The 19271-nt window shown below is 49.2% G+C and carries 15 protein-coding genes; 7 read left to right on the forward strand and 8 right to left on the reverse strand.

Annotation, left to right across the window (positions count from 1 at the left end; genetic code table 11):
- Window positions 1–88: 88 nt before the first annotated feature.
- Window positions 89–2203 (reverse strand): putative bifunctional diguanylate cyclase/phosphodiesterase, encoded by a 2115-nt coding sequence (locus OGX98_RS20185; protein ID WP_286595887.1) that lies wholly within the window; start codon window positions 2201–2203, stop codon window positions 89–91.
- Between the two features lie 406 nt (window positions 2204–2609).
- On the opposite strand from OGX98_RS20185, the gene OGX98_RS20190 reads away from it, so the two are divergent.
- From OGX98_RS20190 to dbpA, 4 genes are all read left to right on the forward strand, one after another.
- On the forward strand, window positions 2610–3776 hold the full coding sequence (locus OGX98_RS20190; RefSeq protein ID WP_200042268.1) for a methyl-accepting chemotaxis protein: 1167 nt from the start codon (window positions 2610–2612) through the stop codon (window positions 3774–3776).
- Window positions 3777–3925: 149 nt separating this feature from the next.
- Window positions 3926–4909, forward strand: a complete 984-nt coding sequence (zntB, locus tag OGX98_RS20195) for a zinc transporter ZntB (protein ID WP_045442872.1) — start codon at window positions 3926–3928, stop codon at window positions 4907–4909.
- A 275-nt stretch (window positions 4910–5184) separates the two neighbouring features.
- Window positions 5185–5367, forward strand: coding sequence for a proline-rich small protein YnaL (gene ynaL / locus OGX98_RS20200; RefSeq protein WP_071828929.1), 183 nt, complete (start codon window positions 5185–5187; stop codon window positions 5365–5367).
- Window positions 5368–5395: 28 nt separating this feature from the next.
- The gene (gene dbpA / locus OGX98_RS20205; RefSeq protein WP_045442869.1) at window positions 5396–6769 is read left to right on the forward strand and encodes an ATP-dependent RNA helicase DbpA; all 1374 of its coding nucleotides are present in this window, start codon (window positions 5396–5398) and stop codon (window positions 6767–6769) included.
- A gap of 87 nt (window positions 6770–6856) precedes the next feature.
- Here the strand turns inward: dbpA and ttcA are convergent, their stop codons facing one another.
- The 5 genes from ttcA to nifJ all read right to left on the reverse strand — a co-directional run bounded on the left by ttcA (window position 6857) and on the right by nifJ (window position 13869).
- Window positions 6857–7792 carry a tRNA 2-thiocytidine(32) synthetase TtcA gene (gene ttcA / locus OGX98_RS20210; RefSeq protein ID WP_045442865.1) on the reverse strand — a complete coding sequence of 312 codons (936 nt, stop codon included), beginning with the start codon at window positions 7790–7792 and terminating at the stop codon, window positions 6857–6859.
- A 199-nt stretch (window positions 7793–7991) separates the two neighbouring features.
- The gene (uspF, locus tag OGX98_RS20215; protein ID WP_045442862.1) at window positions 7992–8426 is read right to left on the reverse strand and encodes a universal stress protein UspF; all 435 of its coding nucleotides are present in this window, start codon (window positions 8424–8426) and stop codon (window positions 7992–7994) included.
- Between the two features lie 81 nt (window positions 8427–8507).
- Complete coding sequence (locus OGX98_RS20220) at window positions 8508–8720, reverse strand: KTSC domain-containing protein (RefSeq protein WP_286595844.1); 213 nt, start codon at window positions 8718–8720, stop codon at window positions 8508–8510.
- Between the two features lie 144 nt (window positions 8721–8864).
- Window positions 8865–9980: a porin OmpC gene (ompC, locus tag OGX98_RS20225; protein WP_286595845.1), complete on the reverse strand. Its 1116-nt coding sequence runs from the start codon at window positions 9978–9980 to the stop codon at window positions 8865–8867.
- A gap of 364 nt (window positions 9981–10344) precedes the next feature.
- Complete coding sequence (gene nifJ, locus OGX98_RS20230; RefSeq protein WP_045442856.1) at window positions 10345–13869, reverse strand: pyruvate:ferredoxin (flavodoxin) oxidoreductase; 3525 nt, start codon at window positions 13867–13869, stop codon at window positions 10345–10347.
- A gap of 274 nt (window positions 13870–14143) precedes the next feature.
- On the opposite strand from nifJ, the gene OGX98_RS20235 reads away from it, so the two are divergent.
- Window positions 14144–14410 (forward strand): putative hemolysin, encoded by a 267-nt coding sequence (locus OGX98_RS20235; protein ID WP_045442854.1) that lies wholly within the window; start codon window positions 14144–14146, stop codon window positions 14408–14410.
- Between the two features lie 13 nt (window positions 14411–14423).
- On the opposite strand, the gene hslJ is transcribed toward OGX98_RS20235, so the two are convergent.
- Both hslJ and OGX98_RS20245 read right to left on the reverse strand, forming a co-directional pair.
- Complete coding sequence (gene hslJ / locus OGX98_RS20240) at window positions 14424–14843, reverse strand: heat shock protein HslJ (RefSeq protein ID WP_045442852.1); 420 nt, start codon at window positions 14841–14843, stop codon at window positions 14424–14426.
- Window positions 14844–14955: 112 nt separating this feature from the next.
- Window positions 14956–15945, reverse strand: coding sequence for a 2-hydroxyacid dehydrogenase (locus OGX98_RS20245; protein WP_045442849.1), 990 nt, complete (start codon window positions 15943–15945; stop codon window positions 14956–14958).
- Between the two features lie 497 nt (window positions 15946–16442).
- On the opposite strand from OGX98_RS20245, the gene OGX98_RS20250 reads away from it, so the two are divergent.
- Together OGX98_RS20250 and OGX98_RS20255 are read left to right on the forward strand one after the other, a co-directional pair.
- Window positions 16443–19082, forward strand: coding sequence for a YdbH family protein (locus OGX98_RS20250; protein ID WP_286595847.1), 2640 nt, complete (start codon window positions 16443–16445; stop codon window positions 19080–19082).
- Window positions 19079–19270 carry a YnbE family lipoprotein gene (locus OGX98_RS20255; protein WP_045442846.1) on the forward strand — a complete coding sequence of 64 codons (192 nt, stop codon included), beginning with the start codon at window positions 19079–19081 and terminating at the stop codon, window positions 19268–19270. Before OGX98_RS20250 ends, OGX98_RS20255 begins: the two co-directional genes overlap by 4 nt.
- The last annotated feature ends 1 nt before the right edge of the window (window position 19271 follow it).

Raw genomic sequence — 19271 nt, forward strand, 5'->3', positions numbered from 1 at the left:
ATTTGCCATTTTGGCCCCTGACAGAGTTCTAAATTGGCTGCAATAATGTACGCCTACTGGGCCAGGCTCTAATTCTTATTGTTCACGCTCACAATGTTATTGATTGACGGTGAGATAATGGCTGTAAGACTGGTTTAGTTTTAACGGTACTTTCTGTTTGCAGCAACTCATGGATTCTGTGCGCTGGCAGCGGCTTAGCAAACAGGAAACCTTGTAATACTCCGCACCCCATTTGGGTTAGCAACGCTTCCTGTTCCGGAGTCTCTATTCCCTCAGCAACAACGCACATATTCATGGATTGGGCTATGTCAATAATAGTAGACACGATTTTTGTGTTCTTGTTGTTTTCGCTAATATCTTTAACAAATATTCTGTCGATTTTTAATTCCCGGGCCGGGAGAGATTTCAACATCAATATATTTGAATAACCAGTGCCGAAATCATCAATAGAAACGATGATCCCAAGAGCAGAAAAGGTATTCAATACTTCCACACTGCGTTTGAGATTTTTAAGCGCGGTACTCTCAGTGAGTTCCAGTGTTAATTGCGCAGGTGAAAGTTGATATTGTGCCAGGGCGTTGCAGACAATATCGACGATATCATGTTGTTCAAACTGCGCGGGTGAGAGATTCACCGCGAGAGTCCACTCTCCATGACCCTGAGATTTCCACTGATGCAACTGGAAGCAGGCCTGCTGGAGAACCCAGGTACCAACAGGAAGTATCAGACCTGTTTCCTCAAGTGCAGGCAGAAACTCAGCAGGCAACAGCACACCGCGCTCAGGGTGATGCCAACGCAGTAACGCTTCAAAACCTGCCAGCGAATGATCGCCTGCGGTATATTTCGGCTGATACCACAACTCAAATTGATTCCGCTCAAGCGCTTGCGACAGTTCCTGTAAAAAGGTGGGAGGCGTAGCGGCAATAGTCTCCATTTCCGGTGAATAAAGCGCCCAGCCGTTTCTGCCAGCCTGTTTGACATGGTACATCGCCATGTCTGCCTTCACTTTGAGCTCATGCAGCGTTGAACCGTGCTCAGGATAAATACTGCTTCCTGCACTTAATGAGACCCTGATAGTGCGTCCGAACAGTGTAAAAGGTTCTTTAATGACACTGGCAATTCGGGTAAGCAGGGCGGAGATAGCATCTTTGTTACTGTCGGGCACCAGAAGAATAAACTCATCGCCCCCCAGTCTTGCGAGTGTCATGGTGTCATCAAGGCATGTATAGATCCGTTGAGTACTGGCAATCAGTAGCTGATCGCCAATGTGATGCCCCCAGGTATCATTGACGACTTTGAACCGATCGAGGTCGATAAAGACCAGCGCAAAGCGTTGTTGATGGAGTTTGGAATGCCGCAGGCAGGCCTGCAAACAGGCGTCGAATTGCGCACGATTAGCCAGGCCGGTCAAAGAATCGAAGTGTACCTGATGCTCAAGCTGGCAGTTTAACTGATGCAGATTGTCAGCCAACCGGGATGTACGCAGTTGAGAGTCCACCATCGAGATAACCAGCATAATACCCAGAATTACCAGAGTAATGGCTGACACCCAGATGGACAATTCAAGCGTACCGATCCCGTCGTTCTGACCGTGCCCTGCGTGCGTGAAGGTCGCCGCCCCCATCCCGGTATAATGCATGGAGGCGATTGCCAGCGCCATAATCAGCGCGGCAATAAGTCGGTTAATCAATACACGTCGGGTATTTTGTCGTAAATGAAAAGCAAGCCATAAACCGACTCCCGATGCGCCAACAGCAATGATCACCGAGAGCAGTATAAGCGAGTAATCCCATGTAATGGCGGCATGCTCGATAATGGCGGCCATGCCGACGTAATGCATAGTCACCACGCCGGTGCTCAATACGCTTGTCGCGATGGCAAGCCGTTTTATCGATAACGTCTTGCCAGAGATCGCAATATTAATAGCGAGGGTTGCGCTGGCAAGCGCGATAAAGAAAGAAAAGGCGGTGAGGGGAACGTGATAGTTTATGGGCATGTTCATTTTCATGGCCAGCATGCCGATAAAGTGCATTGACCAGATCCCCATGCCCAACGTTGCTCCACCAGATAGTCGCCAGAAGGTAGATTCTCGTCGACTGGATATAGCAACTTTGCCCGCACTATCGAGAGCAATAAAAGAGGCGATAAAAGCGACAACAAAGGAAATCCCAATCAATACAGGGTCCCACGAAACGTGCAACATCATACTACCCATCGAAAAAAAGCCGTGATGATAAATTTAGCAGGTTTTGTCCAGTTAACCTGGTAAAACCAGGAGCGCTCTTATTTTTTTACCCGCAGTATTAGTCGAAGCATGCATAGCAAGCCAATACCCATAGTTTACTTATATAAGTATTAATTAAATTTATAGGTTTAGAAGGGAGGGCTTAACCCGGCTGGCATTACAAAACATCGACAGCCCGCCAGATTTTCATCGTTATCAGGATAAAATACCAAGCTAGCATAAACTGATGGCGTAATACTGTGACTTAAGTGAAAAGGCGGCATGCTCTAATTGAATGTTCAGGTTTCGTTATGGAGTAATGGCAATCTACATCGCAGATGCTATAAAAATAATACCCGCATTATTCCTTGATAAGCAGGATCATATGTTAAATAACATCAGTGTCAGGACGTTTATTATTTTATTTCTGGTGTTCACTCTTGTTATCGTCAATGTCGTTGAATTCATATTATCTGCCAGACTGGATGTAATTATTTACGCTAATATTGTAAATGCTATTTCTATATTATGTCTGTGGTGGTACATGACAAAATACCTAGTGGTGCCGATCAATACCGTAAAAAGGAGTATCGAAGAGGTTACATCAGGGAATCTGGCAATCAGCATTCCAGAATTCGGAAATAACTGTGCAGGTCGGCTCATTCCCGGTATTAATAGCTTGTCGAACAATATTTCATCCTTAGTCAGTGAGATAAGAACGTCCTCAAGAACTGCGATGACGCTCTCAGAACAACTCGCCGAGCGCAGTGCTGAGCTGTCAGTTAAAACGGAACAGCAATCAGGGGCATTAATGCAAACAACCGCAAACATGGATGAAATCGCAGTCAGCACACGAAATAATGCGGATAACACGCAGATGGCCAGCGCTCAGGCTAATATCGCGACGCAATCCGCGCGTCAGGGCGGCGAATTAATGGTGCAGGTAGCGTCAAATATGCGCTCTATTACTGAATGTGCGGAACAGATGACGGAAATTATTACGCTGATAGATGGCATTGCATTTCAGACGAACATCCTGGCACTGAATGCCGCAGTGGAGGCAGCAAGGGCAGGTGAGCATGGTAAAGGATTTTCCGTGGTTGCAGGTGAAGTGAGAATACTTGCACATCGTAGCGCAGAGGCGGCAAAAAATATTAAACGGCTAATTGATGAGACACATTACAATGTTCAGCAGGGTGCAGCTGTTGTGCGCGAAGCAGAAAAAAATATGCAGGACATTGTCGATGGTGCCGGCCAATTAAACCAGTTGATGGGTGAAATACTGACGACAACGCAGGAGCAGGAAAAAGGGATCACGAAGATTACCCAAGCCCTGGCTGAACTGGAAAATGTGACCCAAAGCAATGCCATCATGGTCGATGAATTATCTGACTCTTCAGGTATTCTGAAAAGTCAGGTGAATGACCTCCAGTCCCGAACACATAAATTTCGCTTGAGTACTATCTCAGTGGCTGATCCACTCACACAATCCAGAGGCAGTTCTGTTGTAACAGGAATAAGTCGACGGGATAGATATGGTCATTCATTCTAATCCTGCTGTAAAAGCGCTGACATCGTCGGCGCTTTTTACTTTATCTGAACATTTTTCTGAATCATTTCAGCACAATGGGACAATGAGATATTGCTTAACATATTCTGAAGGCTAGACTAACGAAAAAGCTGAGTGTATGTGGAGGTGCTGTGGAAGCCATTAGGGGATCTGAAGTTAATGTGCCGGATGCCGTATTTGCCTGGCTGCTGGATGGCCAAGGTGGGGTGAAACCGCTTGATGATAACGATGTTATCGACAGTCAGCATCCCTGTTGGTTGCATCTTAATTATACCCATCCGGATAGCGCGCAATGGCTGGCGACAACGCCGTTACTTCCTAACAATGTGCGTGATGCGCTGGCAGGAGAAAGCATGCGCCCGCGCGTAAGCCGAATGGGCGAAGGCACGTTGATCACGTTGCGCTGTATTAATGGCAGCACCGATGAACGTCCAGACCAGCTTGTCGCGATGCGTGTGTATATGGATGAGCGTCTGATTGTTTCTACACGCCAGCGTAAAGTTTTGGCGCTGGATGATGTGGTCAGCGAGCTGGAGGAAGGGACGGGACCGAATGATTGCGGAGGCTGGTTGGTCGATGTGTGCGATGCCTTGACCGATCATGCCAGCGAATTTATCGAGCAACTGCATGATAAAATCATCGACCTGGAAGACAATTTGCTTGATCAGCAAATCCCGCCACGAGGCTTTCTGGCATTACTGCGTAAGCAACTGATTGTCATGCGTCGCTACATGGCTCCTCAACGCGATGTTTACTCGCGTTTAGCGAGTGACCGTTTACCGTGGATGACCGACGACCAGCGCCGCCGGATGCAGGATATTTCCGACAGACTGGGAAGAGGTCTGGATGAGATAGACGCTTGTATCGCCCGAACCGGCATTATGGCGGATGAAATTGCGCAGGTTATGCAGGAATCGCTGGCTCGCAGAACCTATACCATGTCATTGATGGCAATGGTCTTTCTACCCAGCACATTTTTAACCGGATTATTCGGCGTTAACCTCGGAGGCATTCCTGGTGGAGGCTGGCAATTTGGCTTCTCGTTGTTTTGTATTCTGTTAGTTGTCCTGATTGGTGGTGTTACTTTATGGTTGCATCGTAGTAAATGGTTGTAACAACAACGTTTTTTAGAGCCTTTCGCAGATGAAAACGCCCATTCTTTTGAGCGAAGTCAATAAACCATCTACCTATTCGGGGCAATATCTCTCTCGCAGGTGAATGCAACGTCAAGCGATGGGCGTTGCGCTCCATATTGTCTTACTTCCTTTTTTGAATTACTGCATAGCACAATTGATTCGTACGACGCCGACTTAGATTAGTCGGCTTTTTTTTGCCTGCAGGAAATCAGCGTCTACCCTAAAAGAGTCAGCCTGATTGACTGGAGGATAATATGACCTGCCTGATTGCATTACTGCAGCTACAAGTCCCAAACGCCGAGTCGTTACCTACCGACCCGGTCCCTGTACCCGATCCGATACCCCGTCCGCAACCGATGCCGGACCCACCACCGGATCAAGAACCGATTAAATTGTCGCATCACAGGCGGAGATCTGCGAGGATACGCGCCTGCTGAATGTGAGTTTTTACCGCGAGATAAAATTGTGACCGCTTTTTCTACCCTGAATGTTTTGCCTGCCGCCCAACTCGAGAATCTCAATGAGCTGGGTTATCTTGAAATGACGCCTGTTCAGGCCGCTGCGCTGCCGGCGATCCTGGCCGGAAAAGATGTTCGCGTGCAGGCAAAAACCGGCAGTGGCAAAACGGCCGCGTTTGGTCTTGGGCTTTTACAGCATATTGATGCCTCTCTTTTCCAGACGCAATCACTGGTCTTGTGCCCGACGCGGGAACTCGCTGACCAGGTGGCTGGTGAGCTTCGTCGTTTAGCGCGTTTTCTGCCCAATACCAAGATCTTAACCTTGTGCGGTGGACAACCCTTTGGTGCGCAGCGCGATTCACTTCAACATGCGCCGCACATCATTGTCGCTACGCCAGGCCGTTTACTTGACCACCTGCAAAAGGGAACAGTCTCTCTGGATGCCCTGAATACGCTGGTCATGGATGAAGCCGATCGTATGCTGGACATGGGCTTTAGCGATGCGATCGATGATGTGATCCGCTTTGCACCACCTTCACGTCAGACGCTGCTGTTTTCAGCAACCTGGCCGGAAGCGATTGCCGCTATCAGTGGTAGGGTGCAGCAAAATCCGTTAACGATCGAGATTGATACAGTTGATGCGTTACCCGCCATCGAACAGCAATTTTTTGAAACTTCTGCGCACGGCAAAATTGCGTTACTGCAAAAATTGCTTAGTCAGCATCAGCCGGCATCATGCGTTGTTTTTTGCAATACCAAAAAAGATTGTCAGTCAGTTTGCGATGCGCTGAACGCGGCAGGACAAAGTGCACTGTCGTTACATGGTGATCTTGAACAGCGCGATCGTGATCAAACTCTGGTTCGTTTTGCGAACGGAAGCGCTCGCGTATTGGTTGCAACCGATGTTGCTGCGCGAGGCCTCGATATTAAATCACTTGAGCTGGTAGTTAACTTCGAACTGGCATGGGATCCGGAAGTCCATGTACACCGTATCGGACGTACGGCGCGTGCCGGTAACAGCGGGCTGGCTATCAGTTTCTGTGCGCCGGAAGAGGCTCAACGTGCCAATATTCTTTCCGAAATGTTACAGCTGAAGCTGAACTGGCTGCCTGCACCAGGCAATAGCGCAATCGTGCCGCTTGAAGCCGAAATGGCAACGCTGTGTATTGACGGTGGTAAAAAGGCAAAAATGCGTCCAGGAGATGTTTTAGGGGCACTGACCGGAGATATCGGTCTGGATGGCGCTGATATAGGCAAGATTGCCGTTCATCCGGCGCATGTTTATGTCGCCGTTCGCCAGGCCGTAGCGCATAAAGCATGGAAGCAATTGCAAGGCGGTAAAATCAAAGGCAAAACTTGCCGGGTTCGTCTACTGAAATAAATGTCGTGCCGGAGCGCCTGATGGCGCACAGCCTGAAGGCCTACAGACGCTCACGCGCTTTGTAGGCCTGATAAAACGAGTCGTAAATTACTTCACTTCCACAACGTTCAGTCGTAACTCATCCAGTTGATTGTCATCTTCTTCTGGCTGCCAGCCGGCGGGTTGCAGCGGGATATCTTCACGATCAAAAGCCAGGTCGCCACCGTCCACGACTTCTGAACCATGTTTAATGCCTTTGAAATCGAAAAGATTGATATCGCTAAGGTGTGAAGGCACAACGTTTTGCATCGCGCTAAACATGGTTTCAATACGCCCAGGGTAACGTTTGTCCCAGTCGCGCAGCATATCGGCGATCACCTGGCGCTGCAGGTTAGGCTGTGAACCGCAAAGGTTACATGGAATAATCGGGTAGCCCTTGGCTTCGGCGAAACGCTCGATGTCTTTTTCTCGGCAGTAGGCTAACGGGCGGATCACGATGTGCTTACCATCATCGCTCATCAGTTTCGGCGGCATGCCTTTCATTTTCCCGCCATAAAACATGTTTAAAAACAACGTTTGCAGAATATCGTCGCGATGGTGCCCCAACGCAATTTTCGTGGCGCCTAATTCTGTTGCAGTGCGGTACAGGATACCGCGACGCAGGCGGGAGCAGAGAGAACAGGTGGTTTTACCTTCAGGAATTTTATCTTTGACGATACCGTAGGTATTCTCTTCGACGATTTTATATTCAACGCCAAGCTGTTCCAGATACTCCGGCAAAACATGCTCCGGGAATCCAGGCTGTTTCTGGTCAAGGTTAACAGCAACCAGAGAAAAACTGATTGGTGCGCTCTGCTGTAAGTTACGCAGAATTTCCAGCATGGTGTAGCTGTCTTTCCCACCGGAAAGGCAAACCATAATACGATCGCCATCTTCTATCATATTGAAGTCGGCAATAGCTTCGCCCACGTTACGGCGCAGACGCTTTTGTAATTTGTTCAGGTTGTATTGTTCTTTCTTGCTAAAATCTTGATTTTGCGACATTTAGTAGAGGCTCAATTCATAGTGTGGCATCAGAAGCGTATGCATCACGCCGGATAGTCCGGCAAAAAGAAGTCTGATATAAAAACTGTGGCGTGTATGGTACGGATAAGCGGGAAAAATGTCAGCACATTTAGGTCAGGAATCGTGGGGTAAAAGGGTGAGAAATGAAAAGCCCGCAGCGATGTGCGGGCCAAACAGCTTAGCGAACAACCAGAACCGAACACTCCGCATGACGTACTACGGCAGCGGCGTTAGAACCCAGCAGGTAAGTGGTGATGTCCGGGCGGTGAGAGGCAATAATCACCATATCTGCCGGTAATTTTTTTGCTATCTCCAGAATTTTGTCTTTTGGTGCACCTTCAGCAACATGCACCTGTACTCTGTCAGTCGGTATATTGAACTTCTTGATAATCTCTTCCAGTTGAGATTTTGCTTCGGCTTTCAGATCGTCCATGGCCGGTAACTCTGCCGAGTAGGCCAGTCCCAGAGAAGCATAATAGGGCAATGACGGAATGACGGTCAAAAAATGAACCTGCGCATCGTCAATTTTTGCCTCAGCTTCAACATGGGCAATAACGCGTTGAGTTAATTCTGAGTCTGAAATATCGATGGGTACAAGAATCGTTCTGTTCATAAAACCTCCTGTTTAAGTATCCATCTAAAGCTTACCGCGTAATGGCACTTTATGTACAATGACAGAGGTCACATTTTGGCATCACTTTATTTTGATTTCAGGAAATTTGCCTTTTATTACTCCATCGTAAAACCGGCCTTTAGACACTACTTTCAGGAAATCGCGAAAAACACGGGCTGGGACATGCTGATATTGCAGCGTACCCATATGGTGAAACCTAATTTCAAGCGTGAAGGAGGATTCGTCATAACCGACGGATGCAATACGAGATGATTTGACGGGGTGATGATTCATTGCGGGCATCCTCTACGACAGCACTTAATGCAATATATCATCTATCAAAGAAACGTTTTAACGCAACAGATATAATGTTTTGATCCAGATAAAACAGAATTACCATAAAAAGAATGGCCCGCTGTTTCCAGCGGGCTGACAAACTTAGAACTGATAAACCAGACCCAGTGCTACAACGTCATCAGTGGTGATACCGTTGTTTGCATAGAAGCTGTCATCTTCGTCCAGCAGGTTGATTTTATAATCAACGTAGGTGGACATATTTTTATTGAAGTAGTAAGTCGCGCCTACGTCAGCGTATTTAACCAGATCTTTGTCACCGTCAGTTGCGTTCAGATCCTGACCTTTAGACATCAGGAAAGAAACTGCCGGACGCAGACCAAAGTCGAACTGGTACTGTGCAGTGACTTCAAAGTTCTGAGTTTTATTAGCGATGGTGTTGCGAGCGTCACCGTACGGAGTCATGTTACGGGTTTCAGAGTACATGGTTGCCAGGTAGATGTTGTTGGCATCATATTTCAGACCAGCAGTCCATGCGTCAGCTTTGTCGCCACCAGCGGTAGAGTGATTAACCTGTTCATTCGTACGGTCAGAAGAGGTGTATGCCGCACCGAAGCTTACGCCCATACCCAGATCGTAGGTTGAGGAGATACCGAAGCCGTCACCATTGGAGTTCTTCATGTTACGGTCGCCGCCATTACCCGTACCTTCCTGCTCCGGGGACTGGTTTTCGTTAGCGCCCTGGTACTGCAGTGCCATGTTCAGGCCGTTTACCAGACCGAAGAAATCAGTGTTGCGGTAGGTTGCAACGCCATTCGCACGACCGGTCATGAAGTTGTCAGCTTTGGTGTAAGAGTCGCCACCGAATTCTGGCAGCATATCGGTCCAGCCTTCTACGTCGTACAGTACGCCGTAGTTACGACCGTAGTCGAATGAACCGTAGTCGCCAAATTTCAGACCAGCAAATGCCAGACGAGTGAAGCTGTTGCCATGGTCGCTTTCAGTCGTGTTAGCGTTAACCTGATATTCCCACTGACCGAAACCAACCAGTTGGTCGTTGATCTGAGTTTCACCTTTGAAACCCAGACGCATATAAGTCTGATCGCCATCATTGTTAGCGTCATCAGAGAAATAGTGCAGACCATCTACTTTACCGTAGAGATCTAATTTATTGCCGTCTTTATTATAAACTTCAGCAGCGTGAGCAGCGCCAGCAGCTAACAGGGCAGGAATTACGAGAGCCAATACTTTTCTGTTCATTGAAATAATCCTTTAGTTTTTTTATTTACCTGTGACTACCCATATAGGGAGTAAAAGCATGCTAAAGGAGAAGTTCCGTAAAGAGATAAATATGAATTGTTACGCCTTAAGTAAAACCTTAAGCAAATAATACTACAGAAATGATGATAATTATCGTGAATGTATTGAAGTTAAATATATAAAATTAAAATTATACAAGTCAATTTTGTTGGGATATTCTGCGCAGGTTATATGCCTTTATTGTCACGTTTTATTTTTCGTTGGGGAATTAGTAGAAATATTGATTAGCCAGCGAATAAATTGACAAGCCCGAACAACTGTTCGGGCTTTTTTTTGACTTCAGGCTACTACTTACCTAAACGTTTTAATCGGTACTGCTCTTTTCTGCTTTTCCTGCCAGTTGCGCGAGGAAGTCATAGCGTTTTTGCAAATCAGCCGTAGCATCCTTCCACAGTTGTTCAGCAACCTCAGGCTGCTGAGCGTTAAGACGGCGGAAACGCTGCTCATTCATCAGCGTCTCAGCCAGTGCGTCTGACGGAGGACGAGAGTCAAGAGCCAGCGGCAGTTTCCCTTCATCAGCACGACGCGGATCAAAGCGGTACAGTGGCCAGAATCCGGTCGCTGTGAGCTGACGCATTTGATCGTGGCTCAGCGCAAGATCGTAACCGTGCTCCTCACAAGGACTATACGCAATAATCAGCGACGGGCCCGGGTATGATTCAGCTTCCTGAATAGCTTTCACCGTTTGATTCAACTGCGCGCCTAAAGAGATCTGTGCGACATAAACATGACCGTACATCATCATACTTACACCGAGATCTTTACGGGCTTTACGCTTACCATGTTCGCCAAATTTGGTGACGGCACCAAGAGGCGTAGCTTTTGACGCTTGCCCACCCGTATTGGAGTAGCACTGGGTATCCAGCACCAGGATATTAACGTTTTCGGTCAGGCTTAAGACGTGATCCAGGCCGCCAAAGCCAATGTCATAAGCCCAGCCATCACCACCAATCAGCCAGATTGATTTCTCAACCAGTGCGTCGGCGTCGGTTAACAATTGCTGTGCACCGTCAACACCTTGTAGATGCTGGCGCAACGCTGCAACCTGTTCACGACGAACCTCAGGTGTTGCTTCAGCGTGCAGGGCCTCATTCAGCTCCGCCGGGATTTTATCAGCAAACTGCTCCAGTAAACGCATTACACGCACACGATGCTGATCCACCGTTAAACGGAAACCCAGACCAAATTCGGCATTATCTTCAAACAGTGAGTTAGCCCACGCCGGTCCCCGACCATTGGCATCGGTGGTATATGGTGTTGAGGGCAGGTTACCGCCATAAATCGATGAACAGCCGGTCGCGTTAGCAATCAGCATGCGATCGCCGTACAGCTGCGTAAGCAATTTAATATACGGTGTTTCACCGCAGCCAGAACAGGCTCCGGAATATTCAAACAGTGGGGTAATCAACTGAGAAGTACGAATATCGATACGTTCCAGCTTGCTGCGGTCAATCTCAGGAAGATTGAGGAAGAAGTCATAGTTCACTTTTTCTTCTTCAACATGCTCAAGGCGGGACATCATATTGATGGCCTTGATCTCCGGATTCTGACGATCTTTTGCCGGGCACACTTCAACGCAAAGATTACAGCCGGTACAGTCTTCTGGCGCGACTTGCAGTACATACTTCTGACCGCGCATATCGCGTGATTTTACATCCAGTGAATGCAGACTGGCAGGGGCATTTTCCAGCGCTTCCGGCGAAACCACCTTGGCACGGATTGCCGAGTGCGGACAGGCGGCAACACAGTGGTTGCACTGGGTGCACAGTTCTTCTTTCCAGATAGGGATCTCTTCGGCGATATTGCGTTTTTCCCAGCGCGTGGTACCCATCGGCCAGGTGCCGTCCGGCGGAAGTGCTGATACGGGCAGGGCATCTCCCAGACCGGCGAGCATAGCGGCGGTCACGGTTTTAACAAAGTCAGGGGCCGCATCAGAAACAACCGGAGGGCGATTGGCGCTGTGAGGGTCTACCGGCTGCAACGCCACTTCGGCGACGGATTCACGTGCCAGCGCCAGCGCCTGCCAGTTACGTTCAACCAGGTCCTGACCTTTGCTGCTGTAGCTTTTCGCGATCGCGCCCTGCAGTTCCGCCAGTGCGCTGTCGCCAGGTAAAATTTGCGTCAAATGGAAGAATGCCATTTGCATGACGGTGTTGATTCGCGCCGCCAGGCCACACTCGCGAGCGATTTTAGCCGCATTAATCACGTAAAAACGTGCTTTCTTCTGATTAAGTACTGCCTGAACTTCCTGCGGCAGGCGCGCCCAGACTTCATCGACACTGTATGGCGTATTGAGCAGGAAAATACCGCCAGGCTTCAGTCGCTCCGCCATTTGATACTTATCAATAAACTGCAGTTGATGGCAGCCAACGAAATCTGCCTGCGAAACCAGATAGGCTGAACGAATAGGTTGCTCGCTGACGCGTAAATGGGAAACTGTCAGACCACCCGCTTTTTTCGAGTCGTAGACGAAGTAACCCTGTGCATACCACGGCGTAGAGTTGCCGATAATTTTGATGTTATTTTTGGTGGCAGACACACTGCCGTCGCTGCCCAGTCCATAAAACAGGGCTTCGAGTTTAGCGGTACCGGGGAGGGTGTTTTCCGGCAGAGGGAGCGACAGATTCGTTACATCATCATAGATGCCGACCGTAAAGCGTGGTTTCGGTTTAGCGTTGTTCAACTCATTAAACACCGCCATTACACAATCCGGGCCAAACTCTTTCGAAGAAAGACCATAGCGACCACCAATAACGCGCGGCAACGTTTCCCGCTCACCGCAGTTAAACGCTTCGGCAAGCGCTGTCATGACATCCAGATACAACGGTTCAGCCTGTGCGCCAGGCTCTTTTGTGCGATCCAGTACAGCGACACTGCGTGCCGTTTCTGGGAGGGCCTGCAGTAAATGTCTGGCAGAGAATGGGCGGAACAGACGCACTTTGAGCACGCCGACTTTTTCGCCGCGAGTAAGTAACTCTTCCACGACTTCTTCGCAGGTTCCAATCGCAGAGCCCATCAAAATAATGACGCGTTCTGCCTGTGGATGACCAAAGTATTCAAACGGCTGGTATTGGCGGCCCGTCGCGGCGGCGAAATCGTTCATCGCCTGCTCGACGTGATCATAGACCGCGTTGTACCACGGGTTAGTGGCTTCACGAGACTGGAAATAGGTATCCGGGTTAGCCGATGTTCCGCGAATAACCGGATGTTCCGGATTAAGTGCACGGGAACGATGGGCATCAATCTCCGCCTGCGGCATCAGTCCGAGGATCGTGTCATCGGCCAGCGGTACAATCTTATTGATTTCATGCGATGTGCGGAAACCATCAAAGAAATGAATAAAAGGAACTCGGCTTTTCAGCGTAGCAATTTGCGAAATCAGCGCAAAATCCTGAGCTTCCTGTACGCTGCTGGCGCACAGCATGGCGCAGCCCGTCTGCCGAACGGCCATTACGTCCGAATGGTCGCCAAAGATAGACAGTGCATGAGTGGCAATGGTGCGGGCAGCAACGTGCAGCACAAATGGCGTCAGCTGACCGGCCAGTTTGTACAACGTCGGGATCATCAGCAACAGACCTTGCGATGAGGTAAACGACGTAGAGAGCGCACCGGTCTGCAATGCACCGTGAACAGTTGCAATAGCACCGCCTTCAGACTGCATTTCCACTACGCGTGGGGTATCCCCCCAGACATTTTTAAGCCCGTTCCCGGCCCAGGCATCAGCCTGTTCTGCCATCGTCGAACTGGGCGTAATCGGGTAGATGGCGATAACCTCGCTGGTACGAAATGCGACCGAAGCAACCGCACCATTACCGTCAATTGTGATCATACTGACACCCTTACATTGCGCAAAAAGGGGACTCGCGAAACAGTTGCGAGTCCTGTAATTATCTTTCTATTTTAGCAAATGCCATCCGGACACATTTTCGCTTTTGTGTCCCTGGAATAAAGAGAATGAATGGTTTGATCAAAGGAGTAGCCAAAAAATTGGCAGAAAATGTAAATGATACGCATAAATGCGCATCTTGCCTCTCGACGTCAGTGTTTCTGCTGCCTATTATTTATGGCTGTGTCGTTTGGTTAATATTCAGAGGGGGAGTGAAATGCGCGCAGCGTTTTGGGTAGGGTGTGCCGCGTTATTATTATCGGCCTGCAGCAGTGAACCCGTTCAGCAGGCAACGGCCGCACACGTCGCACCAGGTATGAGAGCAGCAATGTCCAGTTCCGGAGAAGCTAACTGCGCTATGATTGGTGGTTCACTTTCTGTTGCCCGTCAACTGGATGGTTCAGCCATCGGGATGTGTGCATTACCCAACGGCAAACGCTGTAGTGAGCAGTCGCTTGCCGCAGGAAGCTGTGGAAACTACTGAGTTTCCGTATTGACTACATTAAATCAGCCAGTTTATACGTCAGAGTTTGTTCGGCTGTCGCCAGTGTTAGCTGGTTAGCCGTCAAATCGACCTGTGCGCCTTGCTCAAACATCTTGCTGACAATGCCATCGAGCGCGTTCAGCTGTGGATCGGCGCACATCATGCGGGTCATTGCCAGGTTTTTCACCTTCAGTTCGCCGTCGGACAGTTTGCCCTGACCGGTAAATTGGTTACACATTTTGCCTGACACCGTCATGTTTTCGCCAAAACTTAATTCGGGCTGATTCTTTGCAACGGTTATCGGTTTGCCATTCACACTTTCCAGAACGAAACGGTGGTGCTGTAACTGTTCGCGATTGACGGAAACCTTTCCATTGCTCGCACAGCCAGCCATAAGCATGCTGAGCGCAATCAACGTGACAACTTTCTTCATTGAATTTCTCTACATTCGTGATGTGAATACAATCAGTATAATAATGATATCGCCGGATATATCATCAGGGGTTATCTGAAAATGCTCCCCTGATAGCAGGGGAGCAAAGCGGTCAGAAGAGGGCGTTCGGGCAGGTTTCGCCTTTGGAAATTTGTGCCAGGTTCTGCAACGTTGTTTCAGAGATACTGATCAACGCTTCGGCCGTCAGGAACGCCTGATGCCCGGTAAACAGCACGTTGTGGCAGGCAGACAAGCGGCGGAACACATCATCCTGAATGACATCGTTAGATTTATCTTCAAAGAAGAGATCGCGTTCATTTTCATACACATCCATACCCAAAGAACCAATTTTCTGGTTTTTCAGGGCATCAATAGCCGCCTGTGAGTCGATCAGCGCACCACGACTGGTGTTGACAATCATCACGCCATTCTTCATTTGTTCAAAGGCTTCGTGGTTGAGCAGATGATAATTTTCCGGCGTTAACGGGCAGTGCAGGGAAATGACATCCGATTCCGCAAACAGTGTTTTGAGATCGACATATTCAACGCCTAATTCCAGAGCTGCGGCACTTGGATACGGATCAAAGGCCAGCAGACGCATACCAAAGCCTTTCAGGATCCTCAGTGCGGCAATACCAATTTTACCGGTACCGATCACCCCAGCCGTTTTGCCGTACATAGTGAAGCCGGTCAGCCCTTCAAGAGAAAAGTTGGCATCACGGGTACGCTGATAAGCACGATGAATTCGGCGGTTTAATGTCATCATCATGCCGATCGCATGTTCTGCGACCGCTTCAGGTGAATACGCCGGCACACGCACAACCTGCAGGCCCAGCTCTTTGGCCGCATCCAGATCGACGTTGTTAAATCCGGCGCAGCGCAGGGCGATGTACTTCACACCATGGTTTTTCAATTCTTCCAGAACCGGGCGGCTGCCATCGTCGTTAACGAAGATACATACGGCTTCGCAGCCATGGGCTGTTTTGGCCGTCTTTTCCGTAAGCAGAAAGTCAAAGAATTCAAGTTCAAAACCAAAAGCCTCGTTAACCTGCTGCAGGTACTTCTTGTCGTACTGTTTTGTACTATAGATGGCGAGTTTCATAAGACTTTCTCCAGTGATTTTAAAATCACATTAATCCAATTCAAATTATTTTACAAAATCCAAAAAATAATTGATAGTCATAGATATAGTGAATAATTCCAGAGCATCTCTTGTTAGTGTGGGCATGTTAGTCAATTTCAACAACTGACTAATTTTTATCTTCCCAGTGCCTGACAATCTGCGCTCTGTTTACTTTGCTCGTCCATCGCTGCCTGGTTTTCTGTTAGATAGATAGCACAACACTTTTACCAATGAGCAATTGATACATTGAGCAGTGGAATAAGGGACAGGCGCAGATGGTACATGGTCATACTCGCCATGCGTTTTTTATGATTAAGCATATGATTAGTCAATAATTCTTTGACTCATGCCAGTTCTATAAATATTACGTATATTTAAGGAGCATCTATTCTTAAGGTGGGCATATGTAGCTAAACATGCCACAATACTGGCCTAAACCGGCTTAAATTTTCGCGAAATCAGGACATTAACTACCCATGAAGGGTAAATATAAAGCCGCTCTGGCACTACTCTTATTATTGATCCTCATGCCGCTGACGTTGTTGATGACGCTTGGCCTGTGGGTTCCGACGCTGGCAGGCATTTGGTTGCCCGTCGGTACGCGCATCGCACTGGATGAGAGCCCACGGCTAACCCGGCATGGGCTACATATTCCACAACTCCGTTATCTGGTCGATGACTGCCCACTGGCGAAAATTACGCAGGCGGATCTGTCACATCCCAGCCGCTGGTTGCTGAACGTCGGGGCTATTGAACTGGATTCAGCCTGTCTGGCCAAACTGCCGCAAACGGAACCTTCTCCCGCCGCACCTAAAACGCTGGCGGAGTGGCAATCCATGTTGCCCAATACCTGGATTAATATCGACAAACTCATCCTTTCTCCGTGGCAGGAGTGGCAGGGCAAGCTGTCACTGTCGTTGACGCCCACCAGCCAACAGCTTCGCTACCAGGGGGACAAAGTCAAATTTCAGGGGCATCTCCACGGTCAAAACCTGACGGTCAATGAACTTGATGTTGCCGCATTTGAAGATCAGCCGCCGGTGAAACTGGTGGGTGAATTCACGATGCCACTGGTTCCTGACGGCCTGCCGATCAGCGGGCATGTGGTCGCCACTCTCAGCCTGCCGCAGGAACCCTCTCTGGTGGATGCGGAGCTGGAATGGCAGGAAAATCGTGGACAACTGATCGTAATGGGACGAGGCAATACCGATCCTCTGCTCGATCTTCCGTGGGAAATCACCCGCCAGCAACTGACTATCAGCGACGGTCGCTGGAACTGGCCTTATCAGGGATTTCCGTTAAGCGGTCGGCTGGGTGTGAAAGTTGAAAACTGGCAGGCTGGCCTGGAAAACGCGGTGGTGAGCGGGCGATTAAATGTTCTGACACAAGGTGATGCAGGTAAAGGTAACGCTGTCCTGACCATCGGCCCTGGCAAACTCGCCATGGATAATAGCGAGATGCCATTACAGTTAACCGGCGAAGCAAAACAGGGCGATCTTATTTTTTATGCGGTGCTACCCGCACAGCTCAGTGGAAGCCTCAATGATCCGCAACTGATTTTTGAACCTGGGGCGTTGCTGCGTTCCCGCGGACGCGTTATTGACTCTCTGGATATTGACGAAATTCGCTGGCCACTGGCGGGAGTGAAGGTCACTCAGCGCGGTGTTGATGGTCGATTGCAGGCCATTTTACGTGCCCATGAAAACAAGATGGGGGGATTTGAACTGCATCTTGATGGTCTGGCCAATGATTTCCTCCCTGACGCTGGCCGCTGGCAATGGCGTTACTGGGGTACAGGGGGATTTACACCGATGCACGCCCGCTGGGACGTGGCGGGCAAGGGTGAATGGCACGATAACACCCTCAAACTTTTTGACCTTTCTACCGGGTTCGACCAACTGCAATACGGCACGATGAAAGTGGAAACGCCACGTCTGATCATGGATCAACCGATTGTGTGGGTGCGGGACCCGGCAAAACCAACATTCAGCGGCGCGTTGTCACTGGATGCCGGAAAAACCACCTTTACGGGCGGAAGCGTTCTGCCACCATCAACCCTGAAATTCAGTGTTGATGGGACCGATCCGACGGTATTCCAGTTCAAAGGGCAGCTTCATGCAGGGGCAATTGGTCCTGTACAGTTAAACGGGCGCTGGGATGGTGTCCGCCTGCGTGGACAGGCCTGGTGGCCAAAACAATCACTCACTGTTTTCCAGCCGCTGGTTCCTCCTGACTGGAAAATGAACCTGCGCGAAGGGGAACTGTATGCGCAGGTTGCTTTCTCCGCCGCCCCGGAACAGGGCTTTGAGGCGGGCGGTCATGGGGTATTAAAAGGCGGTAGCGCCTGGATGCCCGATAACCAGATCAATGGTGTCGATTTTGTGCTGCCGTTTCGTTTTAGTGAAGGAGCGTGGCAACTGGGCACACGCGGACCGATTTCACTACGTATTGCGGAAGTCGTGAATCAGGTTACAGCGAAAAATATTACCGCCGACCTGCAGGGAGGATATCCCTGGAGCGAAGATAATCCTTTGCTGCTCAGCAATGTCAGCGCCGAGTTGTTAGGAGGCAAAGTCATCATGCAGCAATTGCGTATGCCTCAGCACGATCCGGCCTTAGTACGAGTGCAAAATATCTCTTCCAGCGAACTTATCAGCGCGGTTAATCCCAAACAGTTTGCCATGTCTGGACCGGTCAGCGGCGCGCTGCCTCTGTGGCTGAATAATGAAAAATGGATTATCAAAGACGGCTGGCTTACCAATCCTGGACCAATGACGTTGCGTATCGACAAAGATACTGCGGATGCCGTCGTTAAAGATAACATGGCGGCTGGAGCGGCGATTAACTGGCTGCGCTATATGGAAATAACCCATTCCTGGACGAAAATAAATCTGGATAACCTGGGTGTATTAACGATGCAGGCAACCGTCACTGGCAATAGTCGGGTGGATGGCAAAGTGGGAACGGTGAATTTGAATTACACCCACGAAGAAAACGTATTTACGTTATGGCGCAGTTTGCGTTTTGGCGACAATTTACAGGCATGGCTCGAGCAAAATGCAACGCTGCCAGAAACCCATTGCCCGGAAGGCAAGGAATGTGAGGAACAACCATGAAAACAATAGCTGCCATGCTGGGACTTCTGGCGTCATCTCTGCTGGCGGGGTGTACTCCGCGTATTGAAGTGGCGGCCCCCAAAGAACCTATCACCATCAATATGAACGTCAAAATCGAGCATGAAATCCATATCAAAGTCGATAAAGATGTCGAGAGTTTGCTGAAATCACGCAGTGACTTGTTCTGAG

The sequence above is a fragment of the Citrobacter sp. Cm046 genome (genome assembly GCF_030333065.1).
Classification (GTDB): Bacteria; Pseudomonadota; Gammaproteobacteria; order Enterobacterales; family Enterobacteriaceae; genus Citrobacter; species Citrobacter murliniae.

Coding starts and splice junctions, on each gene's coding strand:
- OGX98_RS20185 (WP_286595887.1), bottom strand. CDS start 2,203: ATGTTGCACGTTTCGTGGGACCCTGTATTGATTGGGATTTCCTTTGTT.
- OGX98_RS20190 (WP_200042268.1), top strand. CDS start 2,610: ATGTTAAATAACATCAGTGTCAGGACGTTTATTATTTTATTTCTGGTG.
- ynaL (WP_071828929.1), top strand. CDS start 5,185: ATGACCTGCCTGATTGCATTACTGCAGCTACAAGTCCCAAACGCCGAG.
- ttcA (WP_045442865.1), bottom strand. CDS start 7,792: ATGTCGCAAAATCAAGATTTTAGCAAGAAAGAACAATACAACCTGAAC.
- uspF (WP_045442862.1), bottom strand. CDS start 8,426: ATGAACAGAACGATTCTTGTACCCATCGATATTTCAGACTCAGAATTA.
- OGX98_RS20220 (WP_286595844.1), bottom strand. CDS start 8,720: ATGAATCATCACCCCGTCAAATCATCTCGTATTGCATCCGTCGGTTAT.
- ompC (WP_286595845.1), bottom strand. CDS start 9,980: ATGAACAGAAAAGTATTGGCTCTCGTAATTCCTGCCCTGTTAGCTGCT.
- nifJ (WP_045442856.1), bottom strand. CDS start 13,869: ATGATCACAATTGACGGTAATGGTGCGGTTGCTTCGGTCGCATTTCGT.
- OGX98_RS20235 (WP_045442854.1), top strand. CDS start 14,144: ATGCGCGCAGCGTTTTGGGTAGGGTGTGCCGCGTTATTATTATCGGCC.
- hslJ (WP_045442852.1), bottom strand. CDS start 14,843: ATGAAGAAAGTTGTCACGTTGATTGCGCTCAGCATGCTTATGGCTGGC.
- OGX98_RS20245 (WP_045442849.1), bottom strand. CDS start 15,945: ATGAAACTCGCCATCTATAGTACAAAACAGTACGACAAGAAGTACCTG.
- OGX98_RS20250 (WP_286595847.1), top strand. CDS start 16,443: ATGAAGGGTAAATATAAAGCCGCTCTGGCACTACTCTTATTATTGATC.
- OGX98_RS20255 (WP_045442846.1), top strand. CDS start 19,079: ATGAAAACAATAGCTGCCATGCTGGGACTTCTGGCGTCATCTCTGCTG.